General features: G+C 53.9%; 25 protein-coding genes. 16 read left to right on the top strand and 9 right to left on the bottom strand.

Annotation, left to right across the window (positions count from 1 at the left end; genetic code table 11):
- Positions 1-142: 142 nt before the first annotated feature.
- The 3 genes from WC612_02710 to WC612_02700 all read right to left on the bottom strand — a co-directional run bounded on the left by WC612_02710 (position 143) and on the right by WC612_02700 (position 3,558).
- Entirely contained in the window at positions 143-1,081 is a 939-nt protein-coding gene (locus WC612_02710) for a hypothetical protein (GenBank protein ID MFA6279687.1), read from the bottom strand.
- Between the two features lie 170 nt (positions 1,082-1,251).
- Complete coding sequence (locus WC612_02705) at positions 1,252-2,475, bottom strand: hypothetical protein (protein MFA6279686.1); 1,224 nt, start codon at positions 2,473-2,475, stop codon at positions 1,252-1,254.
- Positions 2,476-2,562: 87 nt separating this feature from the next.
- A complete protein-coding gene (locus WC612_02700; protein MFA6279685.1) occupies positions 2,563-3,558 on the bottom strand; it encodes a divergent polysaccharide deacetylase family protein in 996 nt (331 codons plus the stop codon).
- A 163-nt stretch (positions 3,559-3,721) separates the two neighbouring features.
- Here WC612_02700 and WC612_02695 point away from each other — a divergent pair, with 163 nt between their 5' ends.
- Genes WC612_02695 through WC612_02675 form a run of 5 tightly spaced genes read left to right on the top strand, consistent with a single transcriptional unit; the run spans position 3,722 to position 7,666 of the window.
- Positions 3,722-4,120 carry a response regulator gene (locus WC612_02695; protein MFA6279684.1) on the top strand — a complete coding sequence of 133 codons (399 nt, stop codon included), beginning with the start codon at positions 3,722-3,724 and terminating at the stop codon, positions 4,118-4,120.
- 13 nt (positions 4,121-4,133) lie between these two features.
- Positions 4,134-5,510 carry a PleD family two-component system response regulator gene (locus WC612_02690; protein ID MFA6279683.1) on the top strand — a complete coding sequence of 459 codons (1,377 nt, stop codon included), beginning with the start codon at positions 4,134-4,136 and terminating at the stop codon, positions 5,508-5,510.
- Between the two features lie 3 nt (positions 5,511-5,513).
- Positions 5,514-5,864: a hypothetical protein gene (locus WC612_02685; GenBank protein ID MFA6279682.1), complete on the top strand. Its 351-nt coding sequence runs from the start codon at positions 5,514-5,516 to the stop codon at positions 5,862-5,864.
- 9 nt (positions 5,865-5,873) lie between these two features.
- Positions 5,874-7,481 carry a peptide chain release factor 3 gene (locus tag WC612_02680; protein ID MFA6279681.1) on the top strand — a complete coding sequence of 536 codons (1,608 nt, stop codon included), beginning with the start codon at positions 5,874-5,876 and terminating at the stop codon, positions 7,479-7,481.
- Positions 7,482-7,501: 20 nt separating this feature from the next.
- Positions 7,502-7,666 carry a Flp family type IVb pilin gene (locus WC612_02675; protein MFA6279680.1) on the top strand — a complete coding sequence of 55 codons (165 nt, stop codon included), beginning with the start codon at positions 7,502-7,504 and terminating at the stop codon, positions 7,664-7,666.
- A gap of 14 nt (positions 7,667-7,680) precedes the next feature.
- Here WC612_02675 and WC612_02670 read toward each other — a convergent pair whose 3' ends face one another.
- The 5 genes from WC612_02670 to WC612_02650 form a co-directional block, all read right to left on the bottom strand.
- A complete protein-coding gene (locus WC612_02670; GenBank protein ID MFA6279679.1) occupies positions 7,681-8,151 on the bottom strand; it encodes a hypothetical protein in 471 nt (156 codons plus the stop codon).
- 18 nt (positions 8,152-8,169) lie between these two features.
- Positions 8,170-8,487: an STAS domain-containing protein gene (locus WC612_02665; GenBank protein ID MFA6279678.1), complete on the bottom strand. Its 318-nt coding sequence runs from the start codon at positions 8,485-8,487 to the stop codon at positions 8,170-8,172.
- On the bottom strand, positions 8,477-9,631 hold the full coding sequence (locus tag WC612_02660) for a response regulator (GenBank protein MFA6279677.1): 1,155 nt from the start codon (positions 9,629-9,631) through the stop codon (positions 8,477-8,479). The genes WC612_02665 and WC612_02660 overlap by 11 nt, the downstream gene beginning before the upstream one ends.
- A 186-nt stretch (positions 9,632-9,817) precedes the next feature.
- The gene (gene rpsU / locus WC612_02655; GenBank protein ID MFA6279676.1) at positions 9,818-10,021 is read right to left on the bottom strand and encodes a 30S ribosomal protein S21; all 204 of its coding nucleotides are present in this window, start codon (positions 10,019-10,021) and stop codon (positions 9,818-9,820) included.
- A 207-nt stretch (positions 10,022-10,228) separates the two neighbouring features.
- Entirely contained in the window at positions 10,229-10,702 is a 474-nt protein-coding gene (locus tag WC612_02650) for a ClpXP protease specificity-enhancing factor SspB (GenBank protein ID MFA6279675.1), read from the bottom strand.
- A 436-nt stretch (positions 10,703-11,138) separates the two neighbouring features.
- On the opposite strand from WC612_02650, the gene WC612_02645 reads away from it, so the two are divergent.
- From WC612_02645 to WC612_02630, 4 genes are all read left to right on the top strand, one after another.
- Entirely contained in the window at positions 11,139-12,119 is a 981-nt protein-coding gene (locus tag WC612_02645) for a zeta toxin family protein (protein MFA6279674.1), read from the top strand.
- A gap of 65 nt (positions 12,120-12,184) precedes the next feature.
- A complete protein-coding gene (locus WC612_02640; GenBank protein MFA6279673.1) occupies positions 12,185-13,585 on the top strand; it encodes an FAD-dependent thymidylate synthase in 1,401 nt (466 codons plus the stop codon).
- Between the two features lie 5 nt (positions 13,586-13,590).
- On the top strand, positions 13,591-14,553 hold the full coding sequence (locus WC612_02635) for a KpsF/GutQ family sugar-phosphate isomerase (GenBank protein ID MFA6279672.1): 963 nt from the start codon (positions 13,591-13,593) through the stop codon (positions 14,551-14,553).
- 85 nt (positions 14,554-14,638) lie between these two features.
- A complete protein-coding gene (locus WC612_02630; protein MFA6279671.1) occupies positions 14,639-15,520 on the top strand; it encodes a hypothetical protein in 882 nt (293 codons plus the stop codon).
- Between the two features lie 48 nt (positions 15,521-15,568).
- On the opposite strand, the gene WC612_02625 is transcribed toward WC612_02630, so the two are convergent.
- On the bottom strand, positions 15,569-16,540 hold the full coding sequence (locus WC612_02625) for a mitochondrial fission ELM1 family protein (protein ID MFA6279670.1): 972 nt from the start codon (positions 16,538-16,540) through the stop codon (positions 15,569-15,571).
- Positions 16,541-16,601: 61 nt separating this feature from the next.
- Between WC612_02625 and WC612_02620 the strand changes: the two genes are divergently transcribed.
- The 7 genes from WC612_02620 (at position 16,602) to WC612_02590 (ending at position 25,082) form a co-directional block, all read left to right on the top strand.
- Positions 16,602-17,090, top strand: coding sequence for an Lrp/AsnC family transcriptional regulator (locus tag WC612_02620; GenBank protein ID MFA6279669.1), 489 nt, complete (start codon positions 16,602-16,604; stop codon positions 17,088-17,090).
- A 329-nt stretch (positions 17,091-17,419) separates the two neighbouring features.
- The gene (locus WC612_02615) at positions 17,420-19,999 is read left to right on the top strand and encodes an MMPL family transporter (GenBank protein MFA6279668.1); all 2,580 of its coding nucleotides are present in this window, start codon (positions 17,420-17,422) and stop codon (positions 19,997-19,999) included.
- A 50-nt stretch (positions 20,000-20,049) separates the two neighbouring features.
- Positions 20,050-20,838: a VacJ family lipoprotein gene (locus WC612_02610; protein ID MFA6279667.1), complete on the top strand. Its 789-nt coding sequence runs from the start codon at positions 20,050-20,052 to the stop codon at positions 20,836-20,838.
- Between the two features lie 168 nt (positions 20,839-21,006).
- Positions 21,007-21,828 carry a 5'/3'-nucleotidase SurE gene (gene surE, locus WC612_02605; protein MFA6279666.1) on the top strand — a complete coding sequence of 274 codons (822 nt, stop codon included), beginning with the start codon at positions 21,007-21,009 and terminating at the stop codon, positions 21,826-21,828.
- Complete coding sequence (locus tag WC612_02600; protein ID MFA6279665.1) at positions 21,821-22,162, top strand: DUF1491 family protein; 342 nt, start codon at positions 21,821-21,823, stop codon at positions 22,160-22,162. Before surE ends, WC612_02600 begins: the two co-directional genes overlap by 8 nt.
- 253 nt (positions 22,163-22,415) lie before the next feature.
- Positions 22,416-23,174, top strand: coding sequence for a SapC family protein (locus WC612_02595; GenBank protein ID MFA6279664.1), 759 nt, complete (start codon positions 22,416-22,418; stop codon positions 23,172-23,174).
- A 117-nt stretch (positions 23,175-23,291) separates the two neighbouring features.
- Positions 23,292-25,082 carry an extracellular solute-binding protein gene (locus tag WC612_02590; protein ID MFA6279663.1) on the top strand — a complete coding sequence of 597 codons (1,791 nt, stop codon included), beginning with the start codon at positions 23,292-23,294 and terminating at the stop codon, positions 25,080-25,082.
- Positions 25,083-25,438 lie beyond the last annotated feature (356 nt).

Below are 25,438 nucleotides of genomic sequence, written 5' to 3'. Positions count from 1 at the left end.
GACGTGGCGATCCATCTCCTGAACATTTCACCATCATCCCTGTTGCACTGTTCAGGAGATGGATTGCCACGCTCCCGTTGGTCGCTCGCAATGACGCGGGATATTACGGAACTTATTCTGTTTGACTATAATACACTACCCCTTACGCCTGCGCCGACCACAAGGTCGGCTGCTTGGGAGAGACGCCTTTGGAACTATGGCGTGAGGAAGTGAATGTTGCTTGCGTGACCTCTTCAAAGCGCGAGGTTTCAATAGCACCACGCCCACCAACGGCCACCATCTCAAGAAGACGACCCGCGCCGTCAAAGCAACCACACACCAAAGGCCCGCCGCGACCACAGCCGCCATCAAGCGTAACGGCAAGGCCATCGGTATTGACGCCGCCGCGCATGGAATCAAAGCCGCGCACGATACGCGCATACTTTTCATGCTGCACAACGCCGTGAAAACCAAGGCCGCCGTACCACAGATGATCCGTTTGATCTTCTAACGAACGCTGCGCATCAAAACCTGCAGGCACAAACAACACGCGCCCCTGCCCATCCTGTGGCGACGTAACCGCCGCACGACGCAAGCTGCACACCAAGGCCTCATGTCCCACGGTCTGCCGTTGCAACACGCGAAGCTGGTTCGTCCAGCGCGTGATGGCCACACTGCCCGCACGCGCCATTGATTTTGTGTCGTTTAGGCTGACACCATACAGGCGCAAATAAGCCTCGGCCCCCGCCTCAAGATATTTTTCTAAGGCCGCCGCAGGTGATGGCGCGAATTGAAGGCGCAGCAAACGCTGCCACGATTCCTCGGCAGGGCCACGCAAATGAACGATGTCAGACGGCATCATCCCCGCCTTGGACATAAGCGCTGCGCGAAAAGTAAGAAGCTCTTCGATCAGCGCATGATTGTCCCATGCGCCTGTGGCCAAATAGTTGCCCAGATAAATGAGGCGATCCCGCACATTAAAGCGCGAGGCCAGATGATCATGCAACGTCGCAAGACGCTCACGATCCCCATGGATAGCCGCCACAGCCCAAATACGAGAAGGGCTTCCCAAATCGACGAATTTTTCACTGACAGGACGCATAAAGATTCTCCCTAAACAGGAAATCATTTACGCATAGTTAACACCTAGACGCAAGATGTAGTAGGCCGGAAAGGAAAACTACCCACAGATTGTTATCCACAGGTGCAGGCGAAATGATCGGCCAAAACCGGAGAAAAGGGAGAAGTCAGCCCCTCTCGCCGCCTTAGTTCTTAGGGAGAGGGTATCTTAATGCCTTCCGCCGGAGGCTCAATTGAAGAGGCGCGTGGCGCGGGTGACACTGTCACCGCGTCATTCTTCAAATCTAAAGGAGCTTCCTTCACGGCGCTTTTTCCTGTCGTCGCGGGAGCCTTTTCAGCTTTCTTCTTTTTCACACTAACTGGTTTCTTGACTTTGGGCTTGGCTTGGCTTTTGGCTTTCGTTGCTGCTGAAGCCTTGGCCTTTTCATGAGAAGGCGATACCGCCTCTGCCCCATGCTCACCACGCGCTTCAAAGCTTGTGCAGCCCGTTATCCCTTGGAAATAAGCGCTGAACGTCTTGTTTACAGGATCGAAGCTGCCAATCATGATCGTATTATAAAAGTCTTTGGGTCGTTCAATCCATGCCCCCGGATTAACCAGAATGCGCTGAGAATCGCGATCATACTCACCAAAAACCTTGTACCTGCCGCGAGGAACATAGGGATTCTTGGCTGTGGGATAGAATTGAAATTCCCCTTCGAAATGATCGCCCTTCAGGCTGGCAATGCGCAGCGTCGCGCCCGTTGTGCCTTGCGAACAGGTATAATCCCCCGCCCAAGAACCAACCGGCGAAAAGTTTTCATAAAGGGGCTTACCCGTCTGCGACAAGCTCACACGCTTGCCTTCTGTTTTGGTCGAGTCGACGGCCTTGGACATCGGGGACAGCGTTGGCAGAGAAGCAGGCTGATCCTCTTGGGCGTTCTTCACAAGATTAGAGGCAATGGGGGAAAGCGGCGCAGAGGTTTCGCACAGAACCATCACAAGCCCAATCTCACCCGCCGACCACATGAAGATAAGATGCTTATCGGCGCGATCCGCCGCAAAAAGCGTGACATCGCGCGACACCGTGGTGGCCGTTTTCGACGCAACATTAAAGCCTTGCGCACGCATACGATCGACCGTGTTATCGAAAATCTGATTGACACGATCCTGCTCCGCATCCCCTAAGCGCCAGCCATAGGCTTCCATCCGGCCACAACTGCGGCCCATCTCGCTGCTGGCCGTCAACATCGCCATTTGGAAATTACGTTGAATGGGAAGGATAAGGGGACGATCATCAAAGGAAATGCCCGCAATCGGTGATCCTGCCGCCGTTGGCATATCGCCTGCCCTAACGCGCCCGCTGGCTATCATCAGAACACACATCAACGCAAAAGCGCACACACTACGTTTGAAGATACGTCCATTTATTGTCATGACAAGCCCATTCATGTGCCATTACCTCGAATCGCGCTTTTTCACGCGTGGTTGATACTATGCCTAGCCACGCACCTTGTGGCAAGATTATCTTACCAAAGACCTAACAGGTACAAGCCTAAAACCGCGCGATTCAGCCTCTGGCAGCCACGATTCTAGCGCTTGAATCGTTACAAGGTGGGGATGCCCGATGGCAACCGCGACGCCTTGCCGCCTTGCCACGCGCTCAAGATGTGCCAACTCACCCCGAATGGCTTGTAAAGACTGGGTATCATCCAGAAAAATATCGCGTGAAATCGTTTTAACGCCCGCGCCGCGCATTGTTTGTTCAGCGATGGAGGCGGGGTTGGTTCGTGAATCGACAAAAAAGATCCCCTTTTGAAGCAAAGCCTCGGCAACAACCGCCATCCCCTTTGGATCGCTTGTAAAACGGCTACCCATATGATTGTTCACGCCCGTATAACCAGAAAAGGACTGAAGGTTCTTGTCGATAAGCTCTGCCCACTCTTCTGGCGTTTGTCCCACGCGCAGTGCATTCGGCCCCGGATTAGCCTTGCCCAAAGGCTCCATCGGAAAATGCAGCAAGATATCATGCCCCCGCGCCTTGGCCTGATCCGCTTGCTCTTGCACGCGTGGGGCATAAGGCAAATAAGACAGCGTAACGGGCGCAGGAAGCCTGAGCGCCCGCGCATCCAAGGCAGGGGTCATCCCCATATCATCGATAATAATAGCGATAAAGGGACTGCCCTTAAGGGGGGGGACGAGAGGCGGCACGGGTTGAGCGGGAACGGGAGGCAGTGGCGCCTGCGTTGCTGGCGCTTCCGTCACGGCGGGGGGCTCTTTCTCGTCCGGCTTATGTTCCTCTTCAAACAACAGGGTTTGCTTTCTTATTTCCTCAAGAACATGGGAGGCCTCATCAAGCGTCGGGGTTTTGGGTAAAGAGGGAAGGACAACGTGAACAGGGGCACGCCAATGAAGGCGGGGAGCCGCCACCCTGACGGGCAAGAGCCAAAAGGTGACCAAAGCGCCCAGCACCAAAAGCCACAACAGCCCCATTACTCTTTTCTTGTTTTTCTTTTTCATGCCCGCCCAAAACCGCCTTTTATGGTAAATAAATCGTAAAGCTTTCACTAAAAAGACTTTTTCGCATCTCCCCTCCCAACTTTAAGAGGATGCTAAGGGTTTTGACTGTACTTTAGGAGGCCGGATTCGGCATCTGTTCAACCCTTCTGTTTGTTTATACCCCATGTCTCAAGGCCCTAGCAAATGCGTCATGATTGTTGAGGATAACGAACTCAACAAAAAACTGTTTCGCGATCTTCTTGAAGCGAACGGCTACAGGACTGTGCATACGGCAGATGGCCTGCAGGTCATCGACATGGCCCGCGCCAACAAACCGGATCTGATCCTTATGGACATTCAGCTGCCCGAAGTGTCGGGGCTTGAAATCACAAGCTGGCTTAAAAAAGACGCGACCCTAAAAAAAATCCCCGTCATCGCCATCACCGCCTTTGCCATGAAAGGCGATGAAGAAAAAATACGCGCTGGCGGCTGTGAAGGCTATATCTCTAAACCCATCTCTGTCGCGTCGTTTTTGGCAACCGTCAAACGCTTTATCGACTCCCCGCCTCTTCCTCCGGCTTAAGGCCTTTCCACTCATGTCTGCACGCATCCTTGTCGTTGATGATACGCCTTTAAACCTTAAGCTTTTGTCCGCTAAACTGGCGAAGGATTATTATCTCGTCACGACAGCGGCAAACGGCCCCGAAGCGATTGAGCTTGTCAAACGCGATATGCCCGACCTGATCCTTTTGGACATTATGATGCCAGAGATGGATGGATTTGAGGTCTGCACGCATATAAAGGCCGATCCGGCTACCCAGCATATTCCAATCGTGATGATCACAGCGCTCAGTGATGTCAAAGATCGCGTGCGCGGCCTTGAGTGCGGCGCGGACGATTTCCTAACCAAGCCCATCAACGATATTGCGCTGATGGCACGAGTCCGTTCCCTTTTGCGTCTTAAAATGCTGATGGATGAATGGCGCATGCGCGAATCGACAGCCTCACAATTCACGCTTTATCCAGCGCAGGAAGAACCTATCAGCGACCAAGGCGGGAAAATCCTGTTGTTGGATGATTCCGCATACAACGCGGATATACTGGAAAAGCATCTGACCACGGGCGGCCACACCGTCACGCGCGTCCCAAATGTTGAGGATGTTGCGCCTACCTTAAGCCAACAGTCCTTTGACCTTATCATGATCAGTTTGAATCTGACGAACGGCGACGGTCTTTATCTATGTGCTCAATTGCGCGCGCACGAGTCAACGCGCACGCTGCCCATTTTGCTTGTCGCGGGCGAAGAAGACATCGATCAGGTTGCACGAGGCCTTGACCTTGGCGCCAACGATTATTTGCTCCGCCCCTTGGAAAAAGAGGAACTCTTCACACGCCTGCGCACGCAACTACGACAGAAGCGGCACTATGAAAGGCTGCATAAAAACTATGAAGCCAGCCTGACTCTCGCCCTCGTCGATCCTCTAACGGGGGCCTATAATCGCCGCTATCTGGACATGCATTTGCCTACCCTGTTTTCACGCAGTCAGGCCACACGTCACGCCCTTTCCATTTTATCCTTCGACATCGACCACTTTAAGGCCGTTAACGACACAAAGGGCCACAAGGCGGGCGATATCGCCCTTAAGGAAGTTGTTAACCGCGTGCTGGTGAGCCTGCGCCCCTTTGACCTTGTTGTGCGTATGGGGGGCGAGGAATTTGCAGTCATTATGCCCGAAACCGACTATAAAACAGCGCTCACCGTCGGCAACCGCCTGCGCGAGGCCGTGGCCCAAACCCCCATTATCCTAGACGAAACAGGGGATTCCCTGATGATTAGCGCCAGTTTCGGCGTTGCCTCCTTTAACCATGAAAATGATCAAACCCCTGTATCCATTCTTGATCGCGCCGACGCCGCCCTGTATCGTGCCAAAGAAACAGGCCGGAACAAAGTTGTCGGCGAAGATCAAGGATGAGCGATGAAGGCGGTTACACTTCTTTTAGCAACGGCGGTTTTGCTGGTGGGGCTTTCAAGCCCCGCGGCTGCGCGTCCTGATGATCGCCGTGGCGATATGTTCTATAGCAAGAACTGGATCTATGATCGCCCCTCGGTTCCCAGCGACCGTAATCACGGACAGGACATGATCAAACCCGTTCCTCTTTTCTACCATCGCAATGCCGATATGTTCGACCGCATAAGGCGACCTGTTTTCTTTGGCGGCGATGATATGTTTCCCCATATCATCGCGCCTCACCCAATTCCCGTCCACACGCTGAAGATGGATCCGCGACCCGCGCAGCTAGAACAAGCCCTTTACCTGTATCGTTAGAACACCCTTATGACAGACCAGCTTCTCACCCTAAACGTGATGCGCAGGCGCACTTTTGCCATCATCGCCCATCCTGACGCCGGAAAAACGACGCTGACCGAAAAGCTTTTGCTGTTCGGCGGGGCGATCCAGTTGGCGGGCGCGGTCAAGGCGCGTGGCGAGCAGCGCCGCGCGCGCTCGGACTGGATGAAGGTCGAGCGTGAGCGCGGGATCTCCGTCACCGCCTCGGTCATGAGTTTTGACTACGCGGGTAAATCCTTCAACCTTGTGGACACACCCGGACACGAAGATTTTTCGGAAGACACCTATCGCACGCTGACCGCCGTGGACAGCGCGGTGATGGTCATCGACGGCGCGAAGGGCATTGAAACCCAGACGCGCAAACTGTTTGAGGTTTGCCGCCTGCGCGACGTGCCCATCATCACCTTTGTCAACAAAATGGATCGCGAGTCACGCGACCCCTTTGACCTGATCAGCGAGATTGAAGAAACGCTGGCATTGGACGTCACGCCACTGAACTGGCCCATAGGGCAAGGCTCTGACTTTCGGGGCTGCTATGACCTGCTGCGTGATCGCCTTATTTTGCTGGACAAGGCCGATCGCCACCGCGCGGTGGAAGGCATCGCGTGCGAGGGCTTGAACGATCCCAAAATCGACGTTCTTTTAGGCGCGGCGCTTGCCACAAAACTGCGCGAGGACGTTGAGATGGCGCGGGCGCTGTGCAAGCCGTTCAACATCGACTCCTACCGCGAGGGTCATTTAACACCCCTGTTTTTCGGGAGCGCCTTTTATAACTTTGGTGTGCAAGACCTCTTGATGGGATTGGCCGAGCACGCGCCCTCACCCCGCCCCCAAAAAGCCGACAGCCGCATCGTTCATCCTTTGGAACATAAGGTCACGGGCTTTGTGTTCAAGGTGCAGGCGAATATGGACCCCAACCACCGCGACCGCATCGCGTTCGTGCGTTTGTGCTCTGGCCACTTCAAGCGCGGCATGAAGCTGTTTCATGGGCGCAGCGGCAAGATGCTGGCCGTGGGCAACGCCGTTCTGTTTCTCGCGCGTGAGCGCGAACTGGCCGAGGACGCCTTTGCCGGCGACATTATGGGCATCCCCAACCATGGCTCCTTGCGCATCGGTGATACGCTAACCGAAGGCGAAGCGATCAACTTCGTCGGCGTGCCCAGCTTTGCGCCAGAAATGCTACAGCGCGTCCATATCGGCGACCCCATGAAGGTCAAGCATGTCCGTCGCGCACTGGAACACTTTGCCGAGGAAGGCGCCAGCCAAGTCTTTAAACCTCTGACAGGCGCGGATTGGATTGTGGGCGTCGTCGGCGCGTTGCAGTTTGAGGTTTTGGCCTCTCGCATCGGAGCCGAATACGGCCTGCCCGCTCATTTTGAGACGGCAGGGCTAGAGGCGGCGCGGTGGGTGGAGTCAGATCACCCCGATGCTGTGAAGCGCTTTACCGACGCCAATCGCAGCTCCCTTGCGGAAGATCATGATGGTGCGCTAGTCTTTCTGGCGCGCAACGCTTGGCATCTAAACCGCACGATTGAGGAAAACCCCGATCTGAAGTTCCTCAAAACCCGCGAGCAACACCACGCGCCCATCAGCTAACAAACGAAAGGCAGTCCGGCATGATGACTTTTTCGAAAAAACGCTTTTGGGGAAACGCGGGCGGCGCGACGGCCATTGAATATGCCTTTATCGCCGCCATGATTTGCGTGGCTATTGTCGGGGTTGTTCTATTGCTCGGCACGAAGCTGGGTAATACCTACCAAACCGTGGTTGACATGTTCTAACCCAGTGCCTTGGGTCAGCCAGCGTCGGCCTTGATCCAAAGATGAAGCTTTCTATAGTCTGAGCTGATCGTTATTTTCCGCGCCAGCTTCAACAAAATCGGGAAGCCCAACCCACCTGGCACTTCCATGCTGCATTCACGAATCTGCCCCCCCTTCGCCATCGAGAGAACAGCGCTAATGCGTTTTTGCATAGGGGGCTTTTGGAGGAAAGTGAACAACAGGATATCGCTACGCCGCCGCGCCGAAAAACCAAGAATCTCGGCTTGCCCATGCAAAACAGCATTCGCGATACATTCGGCCAAAACAAGGAACAAATCGGCGCTATCAATATGGCCTGACGGAAAAGATTCAAGCACCAGATCAAGCGTTATAGGATCCCACAACGACTGCCGATCGAACAACGCCATATAAATGTTATTTGGATGTGCTAAAGCCTCTTGAATAGGCCTTACCTGCTCATCAGTGAGAAAACCAAAAGTTTTCATACCCGTCCCACAATTTTTTTAAGGTTTGATCTCAGCGATACGACTTAATTCAACGATATCGAACAACCGGCAAATATCTTTATTCGGCTTTTCGATAACGAAAGTAGCCTTTCTTTCCTTCACGCGGCGCAGGATGCGTATCAAAACACCCAGCCAATGGCTGTCCATCCGCAAGACCTCCTCAAAGTTCATCCTCACCGACCCCACCTCACCATTATCAACAAGGGTCGCAATCTGATAAACCAACTGCTCCCCCTCCTTGTGTTGGTGAAAGGTCAAAACACCGGAAACATAAACAGCCAAATCACGCCCTTCATGACGAAATTTAAACGGCATGGCTTGCTCTCCTTTTAAAAGTGATAAGCGTAAGATCGTCGATCAAGGATTCCTCTGGGGCCAAGCTTTCAGCCAAGTCGTAACAATCAAGATCGGCCTTGGCGAGCAAAGCAGCCGGTTCTCCCGTGATGCTTTCGGACCACCCATCGCTATAAAGAACGAGCGTGTCCCCCTCCTTCATCGTCGTCGACGCCGTTGTCAACGATACAACCCCAGACCCTAAGGGAAGCCCCCGTGTTTTCAGCTCTGTGACGAAACCATTCGACATTAAAAGAGGGTAAGGAATACCTGAACCGGCATAACGGATTTCCCCCGTTTTTTTATTGAACGTCATGGCAATCGCACCCGCGAACAACTGGCCAAAAGATATCTTGGCCATAGCCGCATCAAGTTTGTTCAGGAAAAGCCCCGGATCACGAAGATCACCTTGATATTCCTGCACCAGACAATCGACGCGAAGCGCGTTGATAGCCCCCGCAAGGCCATGAGCGCTGGCATCAATCAAAAGAATGCCCAGAAGATCATCATCAATCGCATGCAAAGACCAAAGGTCGCCGCCGATTTCATCATGAGGTCGATAAACGGATGAGCAATTCAACCCAAAAGAGGCTGTTATAATCTCGGCCTTTTCCTGCGTCGGCAAAATGGCATCCAGAAACGAGTGCGTGATTTCGATGTGCGCTTGAATGCGGTTACGGAAATCAAAAAGAACGCGCGACGCAATGGCGCTTCGCAAATGCGCGGTGATGCGCGCCTTTAGCTCTGTCAGATGGAAAGGGCGACTTACAACGTCCGTCGCGCCAAGGTTAAAACAACGAACGCGATCATCTTCCCCCTGCAAACCCGTTTGCACAAGAATGGAAAGCCTCTCTAGCGCAGGGTTTTCACGAAGACGGCGCATAAGCTCTAGCCCATCCATGCGCGGCATACGAATGTCCAATAAGATCAAATCCGGCTGAAAGCGAGAGATCAATTCCATGGCGACAACGCCGTCCTCGGCCTCATCAATAATGCCCACACCGATTTTCTCGCACACACTGCGCAAAAGAATTCGGTTGGTCGGATCATCATCAACGATGACAACGTGCGCCCGCCGAAACTCGACGGTGATGTCTTCCAGAAGATTTTGATAGGGTTGAGCCACGTCTAAAACCTTTATGTGCGTCTTTTCATAAAGACGGTTATAGGTTTTATTGGTTTAAATATGCCTAACACCCCGCCTACGCGCTTATTGGCAGGAAAAATACTGTTGTGTGTCAAAACGAAAACAAAAAAAGGCCGCATGAAGCGGCCTTTTTTAATAATTTCTTTAGATCGTTGAAAGGCAAGCTTACATGCCTTCACGTTCCTTGCGCTTGCGCTCGACCTTACGGGCGCGGCGGACGGCTTCAGCCTGCTCACGAACACGCTTTTCCGAAGGCTTTTCGTAATTGCGGCGGAGTTTCATTTCACGAAACACGCCTTCACGTTGAAGCTTCTTCTTCAGGACGCGGAGCGCTTGGTCAACATTGTTATCACGTACGAGTACTTGCACGAATAATCCCCTCCTTATGGGAATGAAAAACAGTTTATCGGGGGTCATTTGTAAAAGATACAAAAGCCACCTTCCGAAAGCCTTCACGGCGATCAGCAGCAGCGTTTGATAGCACAACCAAAGCGTTAGGCAAAAGCTTTTCTTTTCCCCTCGCCGCACAAAACGCAACAAAGGGCTAAGACATTGATGCCAAACAAGTATTTTGCATCATTTCTTGCGGAATTTATCAAGGCTGATCACTTCGCCCTTCTTGGGCTCCTCCTCGCCAACGGGAGAATCGCCAACCCCAATCGCCTCAGGCAGCTCCTCGCCCTCCTCCGAAACGGGGATGTTTTGGAACTGGAGAGCAAAATTCACGGAAGGGTCGGCAAAAGTCGTGATCGCGGCGAAAGGAATCGTCAAACGCTCACGCACATTATTAAAGCTGAGAAGGACGCTAAAGCCCTCATCCGTTACGGTCAGCCCAAAAAACTGGTGCTGCAGCACGATAGTCATTTCCTCGGGATATTTTTCATACAGATAATCGGGGATATCGACCCCCGGATAGTGCGTCAAAAACGAGATATAGAAATGATGCTCCTCAGGGAGACCCGTTTGAACCACCTTGGACATCGCCTGATGCACCACCGAGCGCAAAGCATTTTCAACAAGCATGTCGTATCGGATATGATCGGTCGCCATGGTGCACTTTCAACGAATAAGACCCAAAGTATAAGTGGGGGGCTTCTGTTGCCCGGTGCCCCCCGAACCGCGTGAGTCACAAACTACCCTAATTCCGCAAAGCGGAGGTTAGGCAGCAACAGCAACTGCACTCATGTCAACATTGTCGTTGGCATTTGTCAAAATGACCCGATAACGGCGGTATCATGCCGGGCAAAAACTCTGTCTTTATTACACGCGTCGATCCTATTTCGCCCCCCTACAAAAGAATGGTGGAGGCGCCGGGTACCGCCCCCGGGTCCGCAGCGTCTATGCCACAAAGCGTTTATCACCATAGTCGGCGTTAACCGACAGGCCTGTATACCATACAATTATATCGAATCTACATAAGAAAGTATTGTTGCGGTATTGAAACATTGGTTTCCGTCCCTATAATAGCCAGACTTTATATATAGAAATGAGCATTTCCGTGACTCTTCCTCCTAATAGCGCACCACAGGATCAAATCCTCTTTCAGACACTGAGGGAGTCATTTTTTACGCACGGCACCAAACCATCTTCACCAAAGTTTACATTCTTTTTGGCGCAACCGGGATCCGGTAAAACAACATGCAGAAAAATGATTGCAAAGGATCACCCCAAGGGTGAATTGCTTTTCGAGGGCGATGGCGATGCTATGGGAGAGCTTCATCCAGATTATACCCCCCTCTACAAAAACCCTTTTATGGATCAAAGACCCATTCGAAAAAAGATGAATGCCCTATGTAGGCGGCTTACCATTGAAGCCGTTATGAGGCGGGCACATATCGTGACCGAGGGAGCAAAATGGTCGCCCTACGTTCAAATGCCCTTCTGTGGGGTCATTCAGATTCTTGGTTACACCGTTGGGGCGTCATGCATTGCCCTTAATTGGAGAAAAAGCCTTTTCGGCATTATCAACCGTTTCGAAGAGGCAAAGGCTGCTGGCACGCCAGCACGATGGGTTTCTGTTGATTATCACAACGCGTTATACCAAGGCCTTTCATCATCGTTGGACAGGCTTGAATACACCTGCAAAAGCCCCGTAAGCGTCTATCGGCGAGGCCAAGAACCTTTCGCCCTATCCCCTATAGAATCCCACAACAGAAAAGTTAGCGAGATCCTACTTGATGAGCAAAACCGCCTTTGGAGCCGCGAGGAGAAACGCGACCATCTCGAACAAGTTACTAACCTCTATGATCGCGTCAACAGCGTAACACAGGATAGACCGACATGGTATTTGGGTCTTGTTGGCACTTTTCTAAAACAAGCCGAACTACTTGTGCAGGGTAAAGAATCAGACGCTCTTTCTATCGCCGCCATGAATGAACTGGCCGCCTATGATCCAGAAACCATGGTTAATGGAAGGCGAAACACGACTCATTGGCAAGCAAAACCTACCCCCAGTATTAGTTATTGATCATCCCAAGGATTTGTGTTGTTTTTTGACACACAGCCTGATTTTAAAATAAATGGGGGGAAACTATGCCGCACGAAGTTTTTGTTGTCGATGATCACCACCCCGAAGACATGGCCATGTTGCAAGCGCTGTACTCGCGCTCACCCGCCAGCGTTGTAACCCATATCAAAAAGCTGAAAGAGTCCGGCAGCGGCAAGTTTATGGATCAGTATTATGTCGGTTATGGTCACGCCTCGATTGGCGATTGCGGGTCGACGACCTGCTTTATCGAACAAGTCTCCATGCTGGTCGCCAAGGCGGTACAGGAAAACCCTCTGTATAACGGGCAGGAAGCCTCCACTCGCTATCTGGACTATGCCCAGCAAGCCATCGTCGATCCTTATAACCATGCGGCCTCTACCGCCATCCAAAACCGCTGGAAAGAGATTTACAACGACACGCTCGCTAAGTTGATCGCGGGACTAGAAAAACAACATCCCTTTGACCCCACCGAATACAAGAACGAAAAAGTCTGGCATAACACGCTAAATGCGCGGGGCTTTGATATCGCCCGCAGCCTTCTGCCGCTGGGAACCACCACTTTGTTCAGCTGGAGCACATCCCTGCGGCAAGCGCGGGATAATCTGCGCCGCCTGAAGTTTCATCCTCTGGCCGAAGTGCGCGAGGTCGCGCAAAGCCTGCACACCACGCTGCGTGAGCGCTACCCTCACAGCTTCCGCGCCGACGATATGGATGACAGCGGCTCCGCCCCTCGCGATGCCTATGCCAAGCAAAATGCCAGCCGCACGCACTATCAAACGCCCGAAGATATCGAGGCGCGTTTTCACCTGACCGAGGCCGAGCGCACCGCGCTGGCGGCAGGCGACGTGGTGGCGCGGCGCGATAGCCTAGACCTTGACGGCCTTAAGAAAAACGAAGGCGAGGTTTTGGCTACGCGTCCGCAAGGCGCAGCGCTGCCGTGGCGATTGAATGCCTATGGCTCGTACAACTTCGTTTTTTTGCTCGATTATGGCAGTTTCCGCGACATTCAGCGCCATCGCAATGGCGTGTGCCAAATCCCGCTTCTGGATGGACGCTATGGCCTACATCCTTGGTATTTGGATCAGTTCAAGAGCCTGATGGGCGAAGCGGATTATAAAACCCTTCTAGACTCCATCGACGCGCAGGTTAAGGCCATCGCCGCCCTGCCCGCTCAAGGAGTCGCCGCCACGCCAGAGCAAAACCAGTACCTTTTCCCCATGGGGATGCAGGCGCTGGTGCATACGGCCTATAGTGTGCCGGAAACGGTTTATGTCGGTGAGCTTCGCTCGGCCAAAACGGTGCATGGTTCGCTGCGGCCCATAGCGCAAAAGATGCTGAACATTCTGGGCGACGACGTACCAGAAGCCGCGCTTTACGGCGACCATGATCTTGATAACTGGACAGCCAAACGCGGCGAACAAACGATTGCTAGGAAAGTAGGCTAAATTATATGAACGACTCCTCTATCCTCGCCAGCGGGCGGGCTGTCTTTGTGGCCGAGAGCAAGGCGCTGGCACAACAGGCCGAGCAGATGAACGATGCCTTTGTTCGCGCTGTCCGCGCTATCGTCGCCTGTAAAGGTCACGTGATCGTGACGGGCATGGGCAAAAGCGGCCATATCGCCCGCAAGATTGCGGCAACCATGGCCTCGACCGGAACGCCCGCCTACTTCGTTCATCCGGGCGAAGCCAGCCACGGCGATTTGGGCATGGTGATGCGCGAGGACGTCGTGATCGCCATCTCTAGCTCTGGCGAGTCCAAGGAGCTTGGCGACATGATCTCCTATGCCAAGCGCTTTGCCATGACGCTGATCGGCATCACGCGCAAAGAGTCCAGTTCGCTGGGCAGCGCAGCGGATATCCTTTTGCAACTGCCCGACGTGCCAGAAGTCGGCGCTCTGGGCCTTGCGCCCACAACGTCCACCACCGCCACGCTGGCGCTAGGCGACGCACTGGCTGTTGCGGCCTTAGAGATGAAAGGCTTTACCGCCGAGGATTTCGGCAACTTCCATCCGGGTGGCAAGCTGGGTCAAGCGCTGCTACGCGTTCAAGACATTATGCACAGCGGCGATGATGTGCCGCTGGCGAAGCTTACCGACACGATGGCGCATGTGCTGGTCGTGATGACGGAAAAGCGCTTTGGCTGCGCGGGCATCGTGGATGAAAACGGCACGCTGCAAGGCATCATCACCGACGGCGATTTGCGTCGCCATATGGGCGATGGCCTAACGCAAAAGACAGCCGCTGAAGTGATGACGAAAAGCCCGATGGTTTTTGCCCCGCGCCTTTTGGCCGCCGAGGCGCTGAAAGTCCTGAACGAGAAAAACCGCACACAAGTCTTTGTGGTGGATGAACGCGCCGCGCCACTTGGCATCTTGCATATCCATGATCTTCTGAAAATCGGTGTGGCGTAGCCGTTAACCATGCTTTTTAATTGCGCTGCGGCATACACAAAGCGTATCAATTTTTCTTCCCTTTTTTGGATACAGGAAAATTTAAATGCCTAATAAATCATTGACGAAGCCCTTTACGGAAATACACGACAACACAGATGCCCTTAGTGCACTTGCTATGTCTCATCCTGTTATAGGGAAAGTTCTGAAACGCAAGGAGCATGAAGCTTCCCCTCGATTAATCGGCGATTTTATATCGTGCGCCAAATCTTTTCTTCGTGGCCTCACCGCAGAAAATTGGCACGATAACCATAGCGCCTATTCCTACAATGAAGGCGTTTACAAGGGTTTTAGGATAAAGGTTGCCTTAAGCGGAGGCCTTAACTGCGGCTCTCTTAGCACCTTGTCACAAAACCTCACAACCAACCGGAAGATTTCAGATAGTGTTTTGATTTTTAACATTCTAGACCCGATTCTTCTGGCCTACCGCTCTAATTCTTATGATGTATACCGAATGGGACGCAACAAATTCGCCCCCATCACGCAAGACAAGTTGAACGAAGTTGACACCCGTAATTCAGCGATTGCTTCGTTTTTGTGTCACGCCATTGAGGTACGCCCTACGCTTTTTAGTAAAGCCTCTTTCATCAACGAAGTAGCTCAACGGTGCGCTTATAGCGCACCAGGTCGCATAACAGATTACCATGCAAGCCTTGCGACTATCGTTATGCGATCGCCAAAAGCTGAAGGCTTTGTGTATCAAATGTCACAGCTCTATGCCGCAAGCGAAAATGTTCTTTTGGGTGAAGATTGGGGTGGTCATGCACAGCTTTCAAGAGAACTTGAAAAACGTTTCGGCGCAACAACCTTAAAGAAGGCATGCCCTGATTGCACTCTATGGCAATATGCGGGATCAGAACCCATCAAGGGAATGTATGGCACGCCTCTTGGCCGCCAAGGCATAAACCTAATAACAAGCCCGACTTGACCTTCTTGCGCATCGGCGTAGCGTAGGGGCAAGAGGATCACCCCACCCTCAGCGCCCCATCATTTCCTTAATCCGTGCGGCGGCGAGGGCCACGTCGTTCAAGGGGTGATACGTCCAACGCTCTAGCTTGCCTGTAAAAGGCCGCGTAAAGCCATCATCGCGTAAGGTTTGATGGAAGCGGCGGAATTTCTCTGACCCGCCCGCCAGCGGAATAATGAGGGTCGGCTTGCCCGTCGAACAAGCCTCGGACGCCATGTTGACGGAATCCGCCGTGACAAGAAGAACCTCTGCCAACGCCAGCATCCCGTAATAGGGGTTCTCGCCCTGCCCGTCCCACAGAAAATGCGGCACGCCACTCAACGCCTTTTTCAAGATCGCGATATTATCCTCACCTGTCCGGCGCGAGGGCGTCACCAAAAGGCTGCCCCCCGTGGTCTTGGCCAGTTTGGCAAGCTGCGCGGCCAGCGGCTTCATCTCCTCCGGCGTCAGGCGGTAAACCGCGTTGTTGCCACCAATCGCGACAGCCACCAACGGTGACGGCAGCTCCGCAAAGCGCGGCAGGAATTTCTTAGCCTCTTGCGCCAAAAGCTCTGGCGTCACGCGATGCATCGAGCCGCGCGTGGTCATCACGTTGTCGCCCAGCACGCCATCATGGCGCGGCACAATCACCAGATCAAAGCGCGAGGGATCAATGACAGGATTTTGAATATAGACCGTGAAGACCTTTTTGCCAGCCTTGGCCGCCGCACGGCGGGCATAAAGGCACGCGGCCGCCCCTGCTCTGCCCGACGCGATGATCAAGTCGGGCCAAGGCGGCGCGACGGGATCGCCCTTAGCACTAAAAGCGCGGCGAAGGCCGCGCCGCAAAAAAGGCGCAAGCTGCTGCCACGGGGCGCGAAGCTTGATGCGCTTGACCACGGGCTGAACGCCCAAGGCCGCCGCCAGCCCAAGGCACTGGTTTTCCATTCCGATAACGCCCGAAGTGACGATCCAGCATGTGACTTGGCTCTTGGCAGACATAACGCTATGATCCTTTTTGAAGAAGCGACTCTGGACTGAACAATCACTGTACGAGAAACGCATGAAGCACGTCAAACTTGATTCAATCGACCTTACAATCCTGCGCGAAATGCAGGAAAACGGGCGCGGTTCCAACGTCGATTTGGCTAAAAAGGTGGGCCTTTCCGCCCCGCCGTGCCTTCGGCGCGTAAGGGCGCTAGAGGATGCGGGCTATATTCGCGGCTATCATGCCGATGTCGCGCCCGATAAACTAGGCTTTGGCCTGACCGTCTTTATCCATGTTGGACTGGCCAACCACGCCGAATCCGACCTGCTCCACTTTGCCAAGCTAGTCGATGGCTGGCCACAAGTTCGCGCCAGCTATATGTTGACGGGCGATTCCGATTTTCTTCTTAAGGTCGTCTCTGAGGACTGGGAGTCCTTTCAAAAGTTTCTAACAACACAACTGACCGCCACAACCAATGTGTCGCACGTCAAATCCTTCCCCGCCATGCGCCGCACAAAATACGCGGCGGGCGTGCCGATTGAAAGGGAGGAAGAGAAAGAATAGTCACCTGATGAGAAACTGTCATTCTTGTTACCTTTCCCACTCGTCATCCCGACGAAAGTCGGGATCCAGCGCCGCGTGTCAACGCGGCAGATGAGTCAAAAACATTGTGTTTGCCGCACTTTTTTTGATTCATGTGCGCCGCAGACGCGGCGCAGCTGAATCCCCGCCTTTCCCTTTCGCCCGCCGCAAGAGCGGCGGGACGAGGGCACGGGGATGACGCCAAGGGAGAAATGACTATCAAGGCTCTTTACTCTTTACTCTGAACTCTGAACTCTGAACTCTGAACTCTGAACTCTGAACTCTGAACTCTGAAACCTAAGGAACACCCCTTGCTAACCACCTTTCTTGTCCAAACCGTCTCTTTCTGCCGCCGCTTCGCGCTTGTCGTTGTCCTGTCCCTTTTGACCCTTAGCGTCGGGCTAGGCGTTTACGTGCGTGATCATATCAAGATCAACACCGATATCGATCAGCTGATGGCAAGCAACCTTGATTGGCGGCAGCGCGAAAAAGAATTGGATGCCGCCTTTCCGCAAAAACTGGATCGGCTTGTCATCGTCGTGGATGGCCTGAACGCCGACTTGGCCGAGAATGCCGCCGCCTCACTGGCCGACGCGTTGGTGAGCCAGCCCGCCTTATTCAAGACCGTTATGCGCCCTGACGCCTCCCCCACTTTCCAAAAATACGGCTTTCTATTGCTGGATGAGGAGAAGTTAAGCGACCTTTTGGATATGTTGATACAAGCGCAACCACTGATGGGCAGCCTTGCCAAGGATCCTTCTCTGCGCGGGCTGTTCAAGACGATGGATCTGGCCGTCGAAGGCGTCAAACGCGGCCAGACGGATTATAAAGACATCGCGCCCTCTTTCGCGCTAATCGCACAAACACTCGACGCTAATCTGGCGGGACAAGATGCCCTCCTGCCGTGGCAGAGCATGATGTCGAACCACGCCCCGACGCTGCGCGAAACGCGCAAATTTATCCTTGTGCAGCCCATCCTTGATTTCGGCGCGCTGTCGCCCGGCGCTAAGGCCAGCCAAGTCGTCCGTGATACCGCAAAGGCGTTGGGCCTTACCGCCGAAAGCGGCGTGACCGTTCGCCTGACAGGCTCCGTCGCGCTGAATGACGAAGAGTTCGCCAGCGTAGCCGAAGGTACAAAAACAGCCACCATCGTCTCGGTTGTGCTGGTCATTTTCATCCTGTTTCTGGCGTTGCGCTCGCTGCGCCTGATCCTGCCCATCCTGATGACGCTGGGGGTTGGTCTGATCGCCACGACAGCTTTTGCGATGGCCGCCATCGGCTCGCTCAACCTGATTTCCGTCGCTTTTGCCGTGATGTTCGTCGGCATTGCTGTCGATTTTGGAATCCAATTCGGCGTGCGTTTCCGCGATGAGCATCACAAGGAGCCCGACGCCACCAAGGCCATGCTGGCCACCACGCGCCTTATCGCCGCGCCGCTTACGATGGCCGCCGCCTCTACCATCATCGGCTTTATGGCCTTTATCCCCACCAGCTATCGCGGCGTGTCTGAGCTAGGCCTCATCGCGGGCGCAGGCATGGTAATCGCGTTTATCCTCAATCTCACCTTGCTGCCCGCCCTGCTGGCCCTGATGAGACCGCCCGCCGAACCGGAAGCCATCGGGTTCGCATGGGCCGCGCCGATAGACGCTTTCCTGACCACCCACCGTAAGCGCTTGCGCCTAGGGGTCGGTCTGCTTGCCCTCATCGCCTTGCTCTTGGCCGCGCAGGTGCGCTTTGATTTCGACCCGCTCAATCTGAAAGACCCGCACACGGAATCCGTATCAACCCTTTTCGATATTATGAAGGACCCCGACGCCAGCCCCTATGTTATCCAGATTCTCGCACCCTCATTGGATGCTGCCAAAGCGCTAGCCGCCAAGATTGATGCGCTGCCCGAAGTGGACCACACGATCACGCTGGCCAGTTTCGTCCCCGAAAATCAAGAAGCCAAACTGGCGCAAATCACCGATGCGAAGTTTCTTTTGGATCCTTCGCTCAATCCTCATGCAATTTTTATCCCCCCGTCGGACGAAGACAACCTTGCCACCATGAAGGATACGGCCAAAACACTGCGAACCTTAGGCACAAGCCGCGTTGAGGCGCAAAAGCTGGCGGACGCTTTATACAAAGTCGTGGATCGCGACAGCATCAAGCTTCTGGCGAAGCTTAAGCGCAACATGATCGGCGGCATGGTGGGTCATCTGGCGCGCGTGCGCCTGTTGCTGAGCGGTGAGAAAGCCTCACTCGATTCCATCACGGATGATTTGCGCCATGACTGGATCGCTGCCGATGGCCGCGCCAAGATTGAAGTCTATCCCAAAGGCAATGCACGGGATCACCGCGTCCTGACCGCCTTTACGCAAGCCGTCAGAAAAATCGCGCCGGACGCGACAGGCTCCCCCATCTCGATCCAAGAATCTGGCAAGACCGTCATGAACGCCTTTATTCAGGCGGGCGCGCTGGGCATTTTCCTGATTGCCCTTCTGGGTTGGGTTATTTTGCGGCGTGCAATGGACGTTGTTCGCCTGATCACGCCCCTAATCCTTGCTGGAATCTTAACGCTGGCCACCATGACAGCGATTAACCTGCCGTTAAATTTTGCGAACGTCATCGCTCTGCCTTTGCTGCTTTCCTTAGGCGTATCGTATGCGATCTACTTTATAAGTTATTGGAAAAACGGGCAGACGAATCCTCTTTCCTCCAGCATGGCTCGCGCGGTGCTTTTTAGCGCGGGAACGACACTTGTGGCTTTTGGGTCGCTATCACTATCTTCTCACACAGGCACGCGCTCGATGGGCGAATTATTAACCATTGCCCTCTTATATTCGCTTTTATGCACGTTTGTCGTACTTCCCGTCTTGCTAGAGGGGTCTAAATCCGATAAACACTAACTATAGGGCTTTGAGTCGCAACGCCCTTACTAAGGAGTTTGAGGTTAGCCATGCTAAAGAAACGTTTTGTCACTTTTTCCCTTTTCGCGCTTTTAGCCCTCTCGGCCTGTTCGTCTTTGCCCCAAACAAAGGCAGAAAGAGCAGAACTCAATGGCGTCAATGATCCCATTGAGCCCGTGAACCGCGCCATTTTCGATGTGAACGATTTCCTTGATCGTTTACTGATCCGTCCGATGGCCGAATTGTACCGCATTACGGTTCCGCCTCCCTTGCGTGACCGGATCGCCGCCATTCTTCGCAATATGGCCGAGCCTGTTATCTTTGCCAACAACCTGATGCAAGGCGAAGTGAAAAACGCTGGTACGACGGCAAGCCGCTTCCTGATCAACACGACCCTTGGTGGTGGCGGTATGTTTGAAGTCGCTGGCGATTATGGCTTTGCCCGTCAAACAGGTGACTTTGGTCAGACCCTGCATGTATGGGGCATGGGCGAAGGCCCCTATCTCGTTCTGCCGCTCTTTGGCCCGTCGAACGTGCGTGATGCTATTGGTCTTGGCGTTGACACGGTTATGTCGCCTTGGAAATACATTGTTTCCTATGGCGATGCGACGATTGAGGGAACCTTTACCGCTGCCGATATGTCGGCTTCGGCCTTGTCTCGCCGCGAAGCCAACATCGAAGGGCTTGACGCTCTTCGCGAAGGCTCCTTGGACTTCTATGCTCAGATGCGTAGCGTCTATCGTCAATACCGCGCCAAGCAACTTGGCGTAAAAATGGGCTCTCAGTCGCCCGTTTTTGAAGATTACGATGCGGAAAACAGCACGCCTGTTCTTCGCTAAGACGATACTTGATAACGAAAAAGGCGGGGGTTGATCCCCGCCTTTTTTTTGTGGCCAAACCCTTGTTATGGTTAATGCGCGGCTTACGCGAGTGCATAGCCAACGCCAATAAAACCGCATAAGATGGATCTGTTACGATTCCTTTTTTTGTAAACGGATACGTTCTTCATGCCCGATGATCTTCTTTTGCCGCGTATTCTTTTGACCAACGATGATGGCTTTGATGCCATCGGGCTTACGTTGCTGGCCAAGATTGCGGCCACGCTGGCGCAAGAAGTGTGGATCGTCGCACCAACCGAAGACCAAAGCGGCGCAAGCCAAAAACTGTCCCTGCGTCAGCCTCTTCAAATCATCCCGCGCGGCGAACGCGCCTATGCCGTCACGGGAACGCCGTCCGATTGCATCGCGCTGGCGCTTGACGTTCTGATGGCCGATGCGCGGCCAAGCCTTGTCCTCTCTGGCGTCAATCCTTCAGCCAACATTGCGGATGCCAACAATCTGTCGGGAACCGTTGGCGCGGCGATGACCGCGCTGATGCTGGGCATCCCCGCCATCGCGATCAGCCAACAAAGCGCCAAGAAAGGCAAGACGCCGTGGGCGACGACCGAGATTGTTTTGCCCGCTGTTCTGCAACGCCTCCTTCGCGAAGGCTGGCGCAAGGAAACATGCCTGTCGGTCAACATCCCCGACTATCCGCCGGATGAGATCAAGGGCTATGGCTGGGCCATGCAGGGGCACAAGAACATCCCGCGCGTCCTAAGCAGCCGCCGCATCAATCCACGCGGTGAGGAGTACTATTGGCTATCCTTAGAAGAAAAAGAACCCGTCCCCCTGCCAAATGGCGAAGCGGCACTGCTTAGCCGAGGCGAAATTGCCATCACGGCGCTAAGCCTGTCCCATAGCCTTGAGATCGCCAAGCCCTTTGTCCGGTTTAAACCTCAAGCCGAAATCCTTGATGAGCCTTTGGACGATTTAATCCACGATGTCTGACGACCTGCCCACCGACTTACTGATTGCGGCGCAAAGCCATATCGCGGCGCAAAGCGGCGTCTCGATGATCGTCACGCATAAGGGCGACCCCAGCAACGGCGCACTCTTCCTTAAAATCAACAAGCTAGACGGCACGGCTCATGTTTACAATCAAGTACGTCTGGACGGCGAAAAGGTCTGGGTTCCAGCCCTTTCAACGGACGCAACCCCCGAAAAAGAAGCCGACCGCTATTTGGCCGAGCAAATCGCCTTTGATCCCGACCTTTGGGTTATCGAAGTTGAAGACCGCCAAGGCCGCCTGTGGTTCACGGGCCGAATAATGGACTCACTTTAAGGGTTTTATAAGGAAAAGATGTTAATGATAAGAATCTGTTCACAAACTCGCTGCGACAAAGGGTTTTTGTTTGTTTTCGAGGATCGCAGCGTAAGCGTACGTTAAAGTACGTGCGCAGCGAACCGCAGAAAACAGACAAAAAGCGAAAGTTGCAGTAGAGATTGTGGGCAGATTCTAAGAAATGCCTTGCCTTCCCGCCCCTATCGGCGGTTAAAATCCATCCGGTAAATCAGATTCTATTTAAGGAGCGACTATGACCGAGACCCCGCAAAATACGACGCAAGCTGCCCCCGATATGCCCATGTTTTATTCCTCGATCCGTCCGTTGGACATTGAGCATGATTCCTCATTATTTGTTTCCGCTCCCAAACATTTCAACTTCGCCGCCAAGACGAACGCGATCCCCTTGCTGGTCGATGAGTTTCCAATGGCCGCCGCGCATTACCCCATCGTTTTTGCCGCTGGCGATTCTCCTGTTCCCGCCGCCGTGGTCGGCCTCACGAACGACAGTAACCTCTTTTTGGATGAGAACGGCCAATGGCTGGGCGGCAGCTATCTCCCCGCCTATGTCCGCCGCTATCCGTTCCTGTTGATGGATGATCCCAACCAAAAGCAATACGTCCTGTGCATCGATGAAACCAGCGAGATGCTGGGCACAAGCGGCGAATACGCGCTGTTCAAAGACGGCAAGCCCACACAGTTTACGCAAAGCGCGATGAATTTTTGCGCCTCATTGCGTCAACAAGGCGAAGCGACCGACGAGTTCGTCAAAGCACTGAAGGACTACAATTTGCTGATGCCCAACGATGCGCAGATCGACATGCCCAACGGCTCTAAGCTGCAATTGGCGGGCTTTCAGGTCATCGACCCCAAGAAATTCGACCTGCTGCCTGACAATGTCTATCTTAGCTGGCGGCGCAAGGGCTGGATCGGCCTTATCTTCGCGCACCTTCTGTCCTCACATCGCTGGCAGAACCTCATCGCCCTGTCTTCCATGAAGGAACAAGGGTAAAAAAGGATTCAGCAATCAGGATTCAGGATTCGGGGGGAGCTATAGCTTCCCCTTTCCTTTAGGTCTAAACTCTTCTTTTCCTAAATGCCGAATCCTGAATCCTAAATGCTGGTTACCATGTCCCACCACCCTCTTCTTCTCCTCGCCCTTCTTGCCCTGCTTATCGCCACGCCAGCCTACGCGGCTGCGCCCGCGAACGGGATCGCGCTGCATGGCACGCCGAAATATGCGGAAGGCTTCACGCATTTCGATTACGCCAACCCCGACGCGCCAAAAGGCGGCACGCTGCATCTGGCCGCGATTGGCACGTTCGACAACCTCAATCCCTTTATCCTGAAAGGACAAGCCGCCGCTGAATCCTCAATGGTTTTCGAAACGCTGATGGAAAGCTCTCTGGATGAGCCGTTTAGCCAGTATGGCCGCGTCGCGAAAAGCGTGACCGTGGGGGACAACAAGCAGTGGGTAGCCTATGAGCTACGGCCTGAGGCGCGTTTCCAAGACGGAACGCCCATCACGGCCGACGATGTCGTCTTTTCGTTTGAGACGTTGCGCGAGAAGGGCCATCCGTTCTACCGCAGCTACTATAAAGACGTCGAACGAGCCGAAAAAACGTCCGAAAACGGCGTGAAATTCACCTTTAAAAGCGCCGGTAATACCGAGCTTCCGCTTATTATGGGACAGATGCCGATCCTCTCAAAAGCCTATTGGAAGGGTAAGGATTTCGCCGCAACGACCCTCACACCACCGCTGGGCAGCGGGCCGTATAAGATCGAAAACTTCACGGCAGGACGCACGATCACCTATCGCCACGTTCCCAACTGGTGGGGGGAGAATCTTCCCGTCAACAAGGGCCGCTATAACTTTGACACCATCGTCGTCGACATCTACCGCGATGCGACCGTCGCGCTGGAAGCTTTGTTTGCGGGCAAGTATGATTTCCGCCTAGAGAACAGCGCCAAGAATTGGTCGAGCGCCTACACCACGCCCGCCGTCAAAGAAGGCAAGCTGATCAAAAAGGAGATCAAGAACGAGTTGCCCGCTGGTATGCAGGGTTTTGTGATGAACACGCGCCGCCCGCTGTTTCAAGACAAGCGCGTGAGGCAGGCTTTGGCTCTCGCATTCGATTTCGAATGGGGCAATAAGACGCTGGCTTATGGCGCGTATACGCGCACCAAAAGTTATTTTGCGAATTCCGAGCTTGCGTCCAGCGGCCTGCCCTCCCCCGACGAAGTGAAAGTGCTGGAGCCTTATCGCGGGCGCATCCCTGACGAGGTTTTTACGCAAACCTATGAGCCTCCCAAGACGGACGGCAGCGGCGATGCGCGCGACAATCTGCGGCAAGCCACCACCTTGCTCACGCAAGCGGGATGGACTTTGAAAAATGGCCAGCTGGTGAACGATAAAGGCGAGCCCTTCCGCTTTGAGATTGTCGATAGCTCACCGCTGTTTGAGCGTTGGGTGCAGCCGTTCATCCGCAACCTAGAGCGCCTTGGCATTCAAGCGACCTTCCGCATCGTCGATAGCTCACAATATCAAAACATGATCGACGGCTTTGACTTCGACATGACGATTCATGTGTTCGGCCAGTCCCTCTCTCCGGGTAATGAGCAACGCGATTTCTGGGGCAGCGCCAAGGCGGATCAAAAGGGCAGCCGCAATCTGATCGGCGTGCATGATCCCGTGGTGGACGCGCTGATCGAAAAGCTGATCCACGCGAAAGACCGCGCCGAGTTGATAACCCTGTGCCACGCGTTGGATCGCGTTCTGTTGTGGGGGCAGTATGTCATTCCGCACTGGAACTTTGGCGCGTATCGGATCGCGTATTGGGACAAGTTTGGCATGCCCGCCATCAATCCAAAATACGGGCTGGATATCGAAAGCCTGTGGTGGATGAAGGCGAAGAAATAGGACGGTGCTTTCTCCTTCTATTACCCCCGTCAATTGCGAGCGACCAAAGGGAGCGCGGCAATCCATCTCCTGCCGCCCCCCCCTTCGTCATCCCCGTGCCCTCGTCTTCCCCACGTCATCCCGCACAAAGCGATGCGTCAGCATCGCGAAGATGCGGGATCCATCACCTGAACCTTCCACCAAAGTCCCTCTTGCCACTTCAGGCGATGGATCCCGCATCACGCGTCTGACGCTGCCGCGTCATCCGCTGTGCGGGATGACGAGAGGGGGGCGTCGTTCGCTATCCCCTTGATCGCCTTCCCGATCAAGCCTCGCGATACAGAAAAAACGCCACCCAAAATCCAAAAAACGAAATC

The sequence above is a fragment of the Bdellovibrionales bacterium genome (assembly GCA_041662785.1).
Taxonomy (GTDB): Bacteria; Pseudomonadota; Alphaproteobacteria; order UBA9219; family UBA9219; genus UBA8914.
Note: the sequence above shows the minus strand (reverse complement) of the source record. Positions and strands in the feature narration are given on the sequence as shown.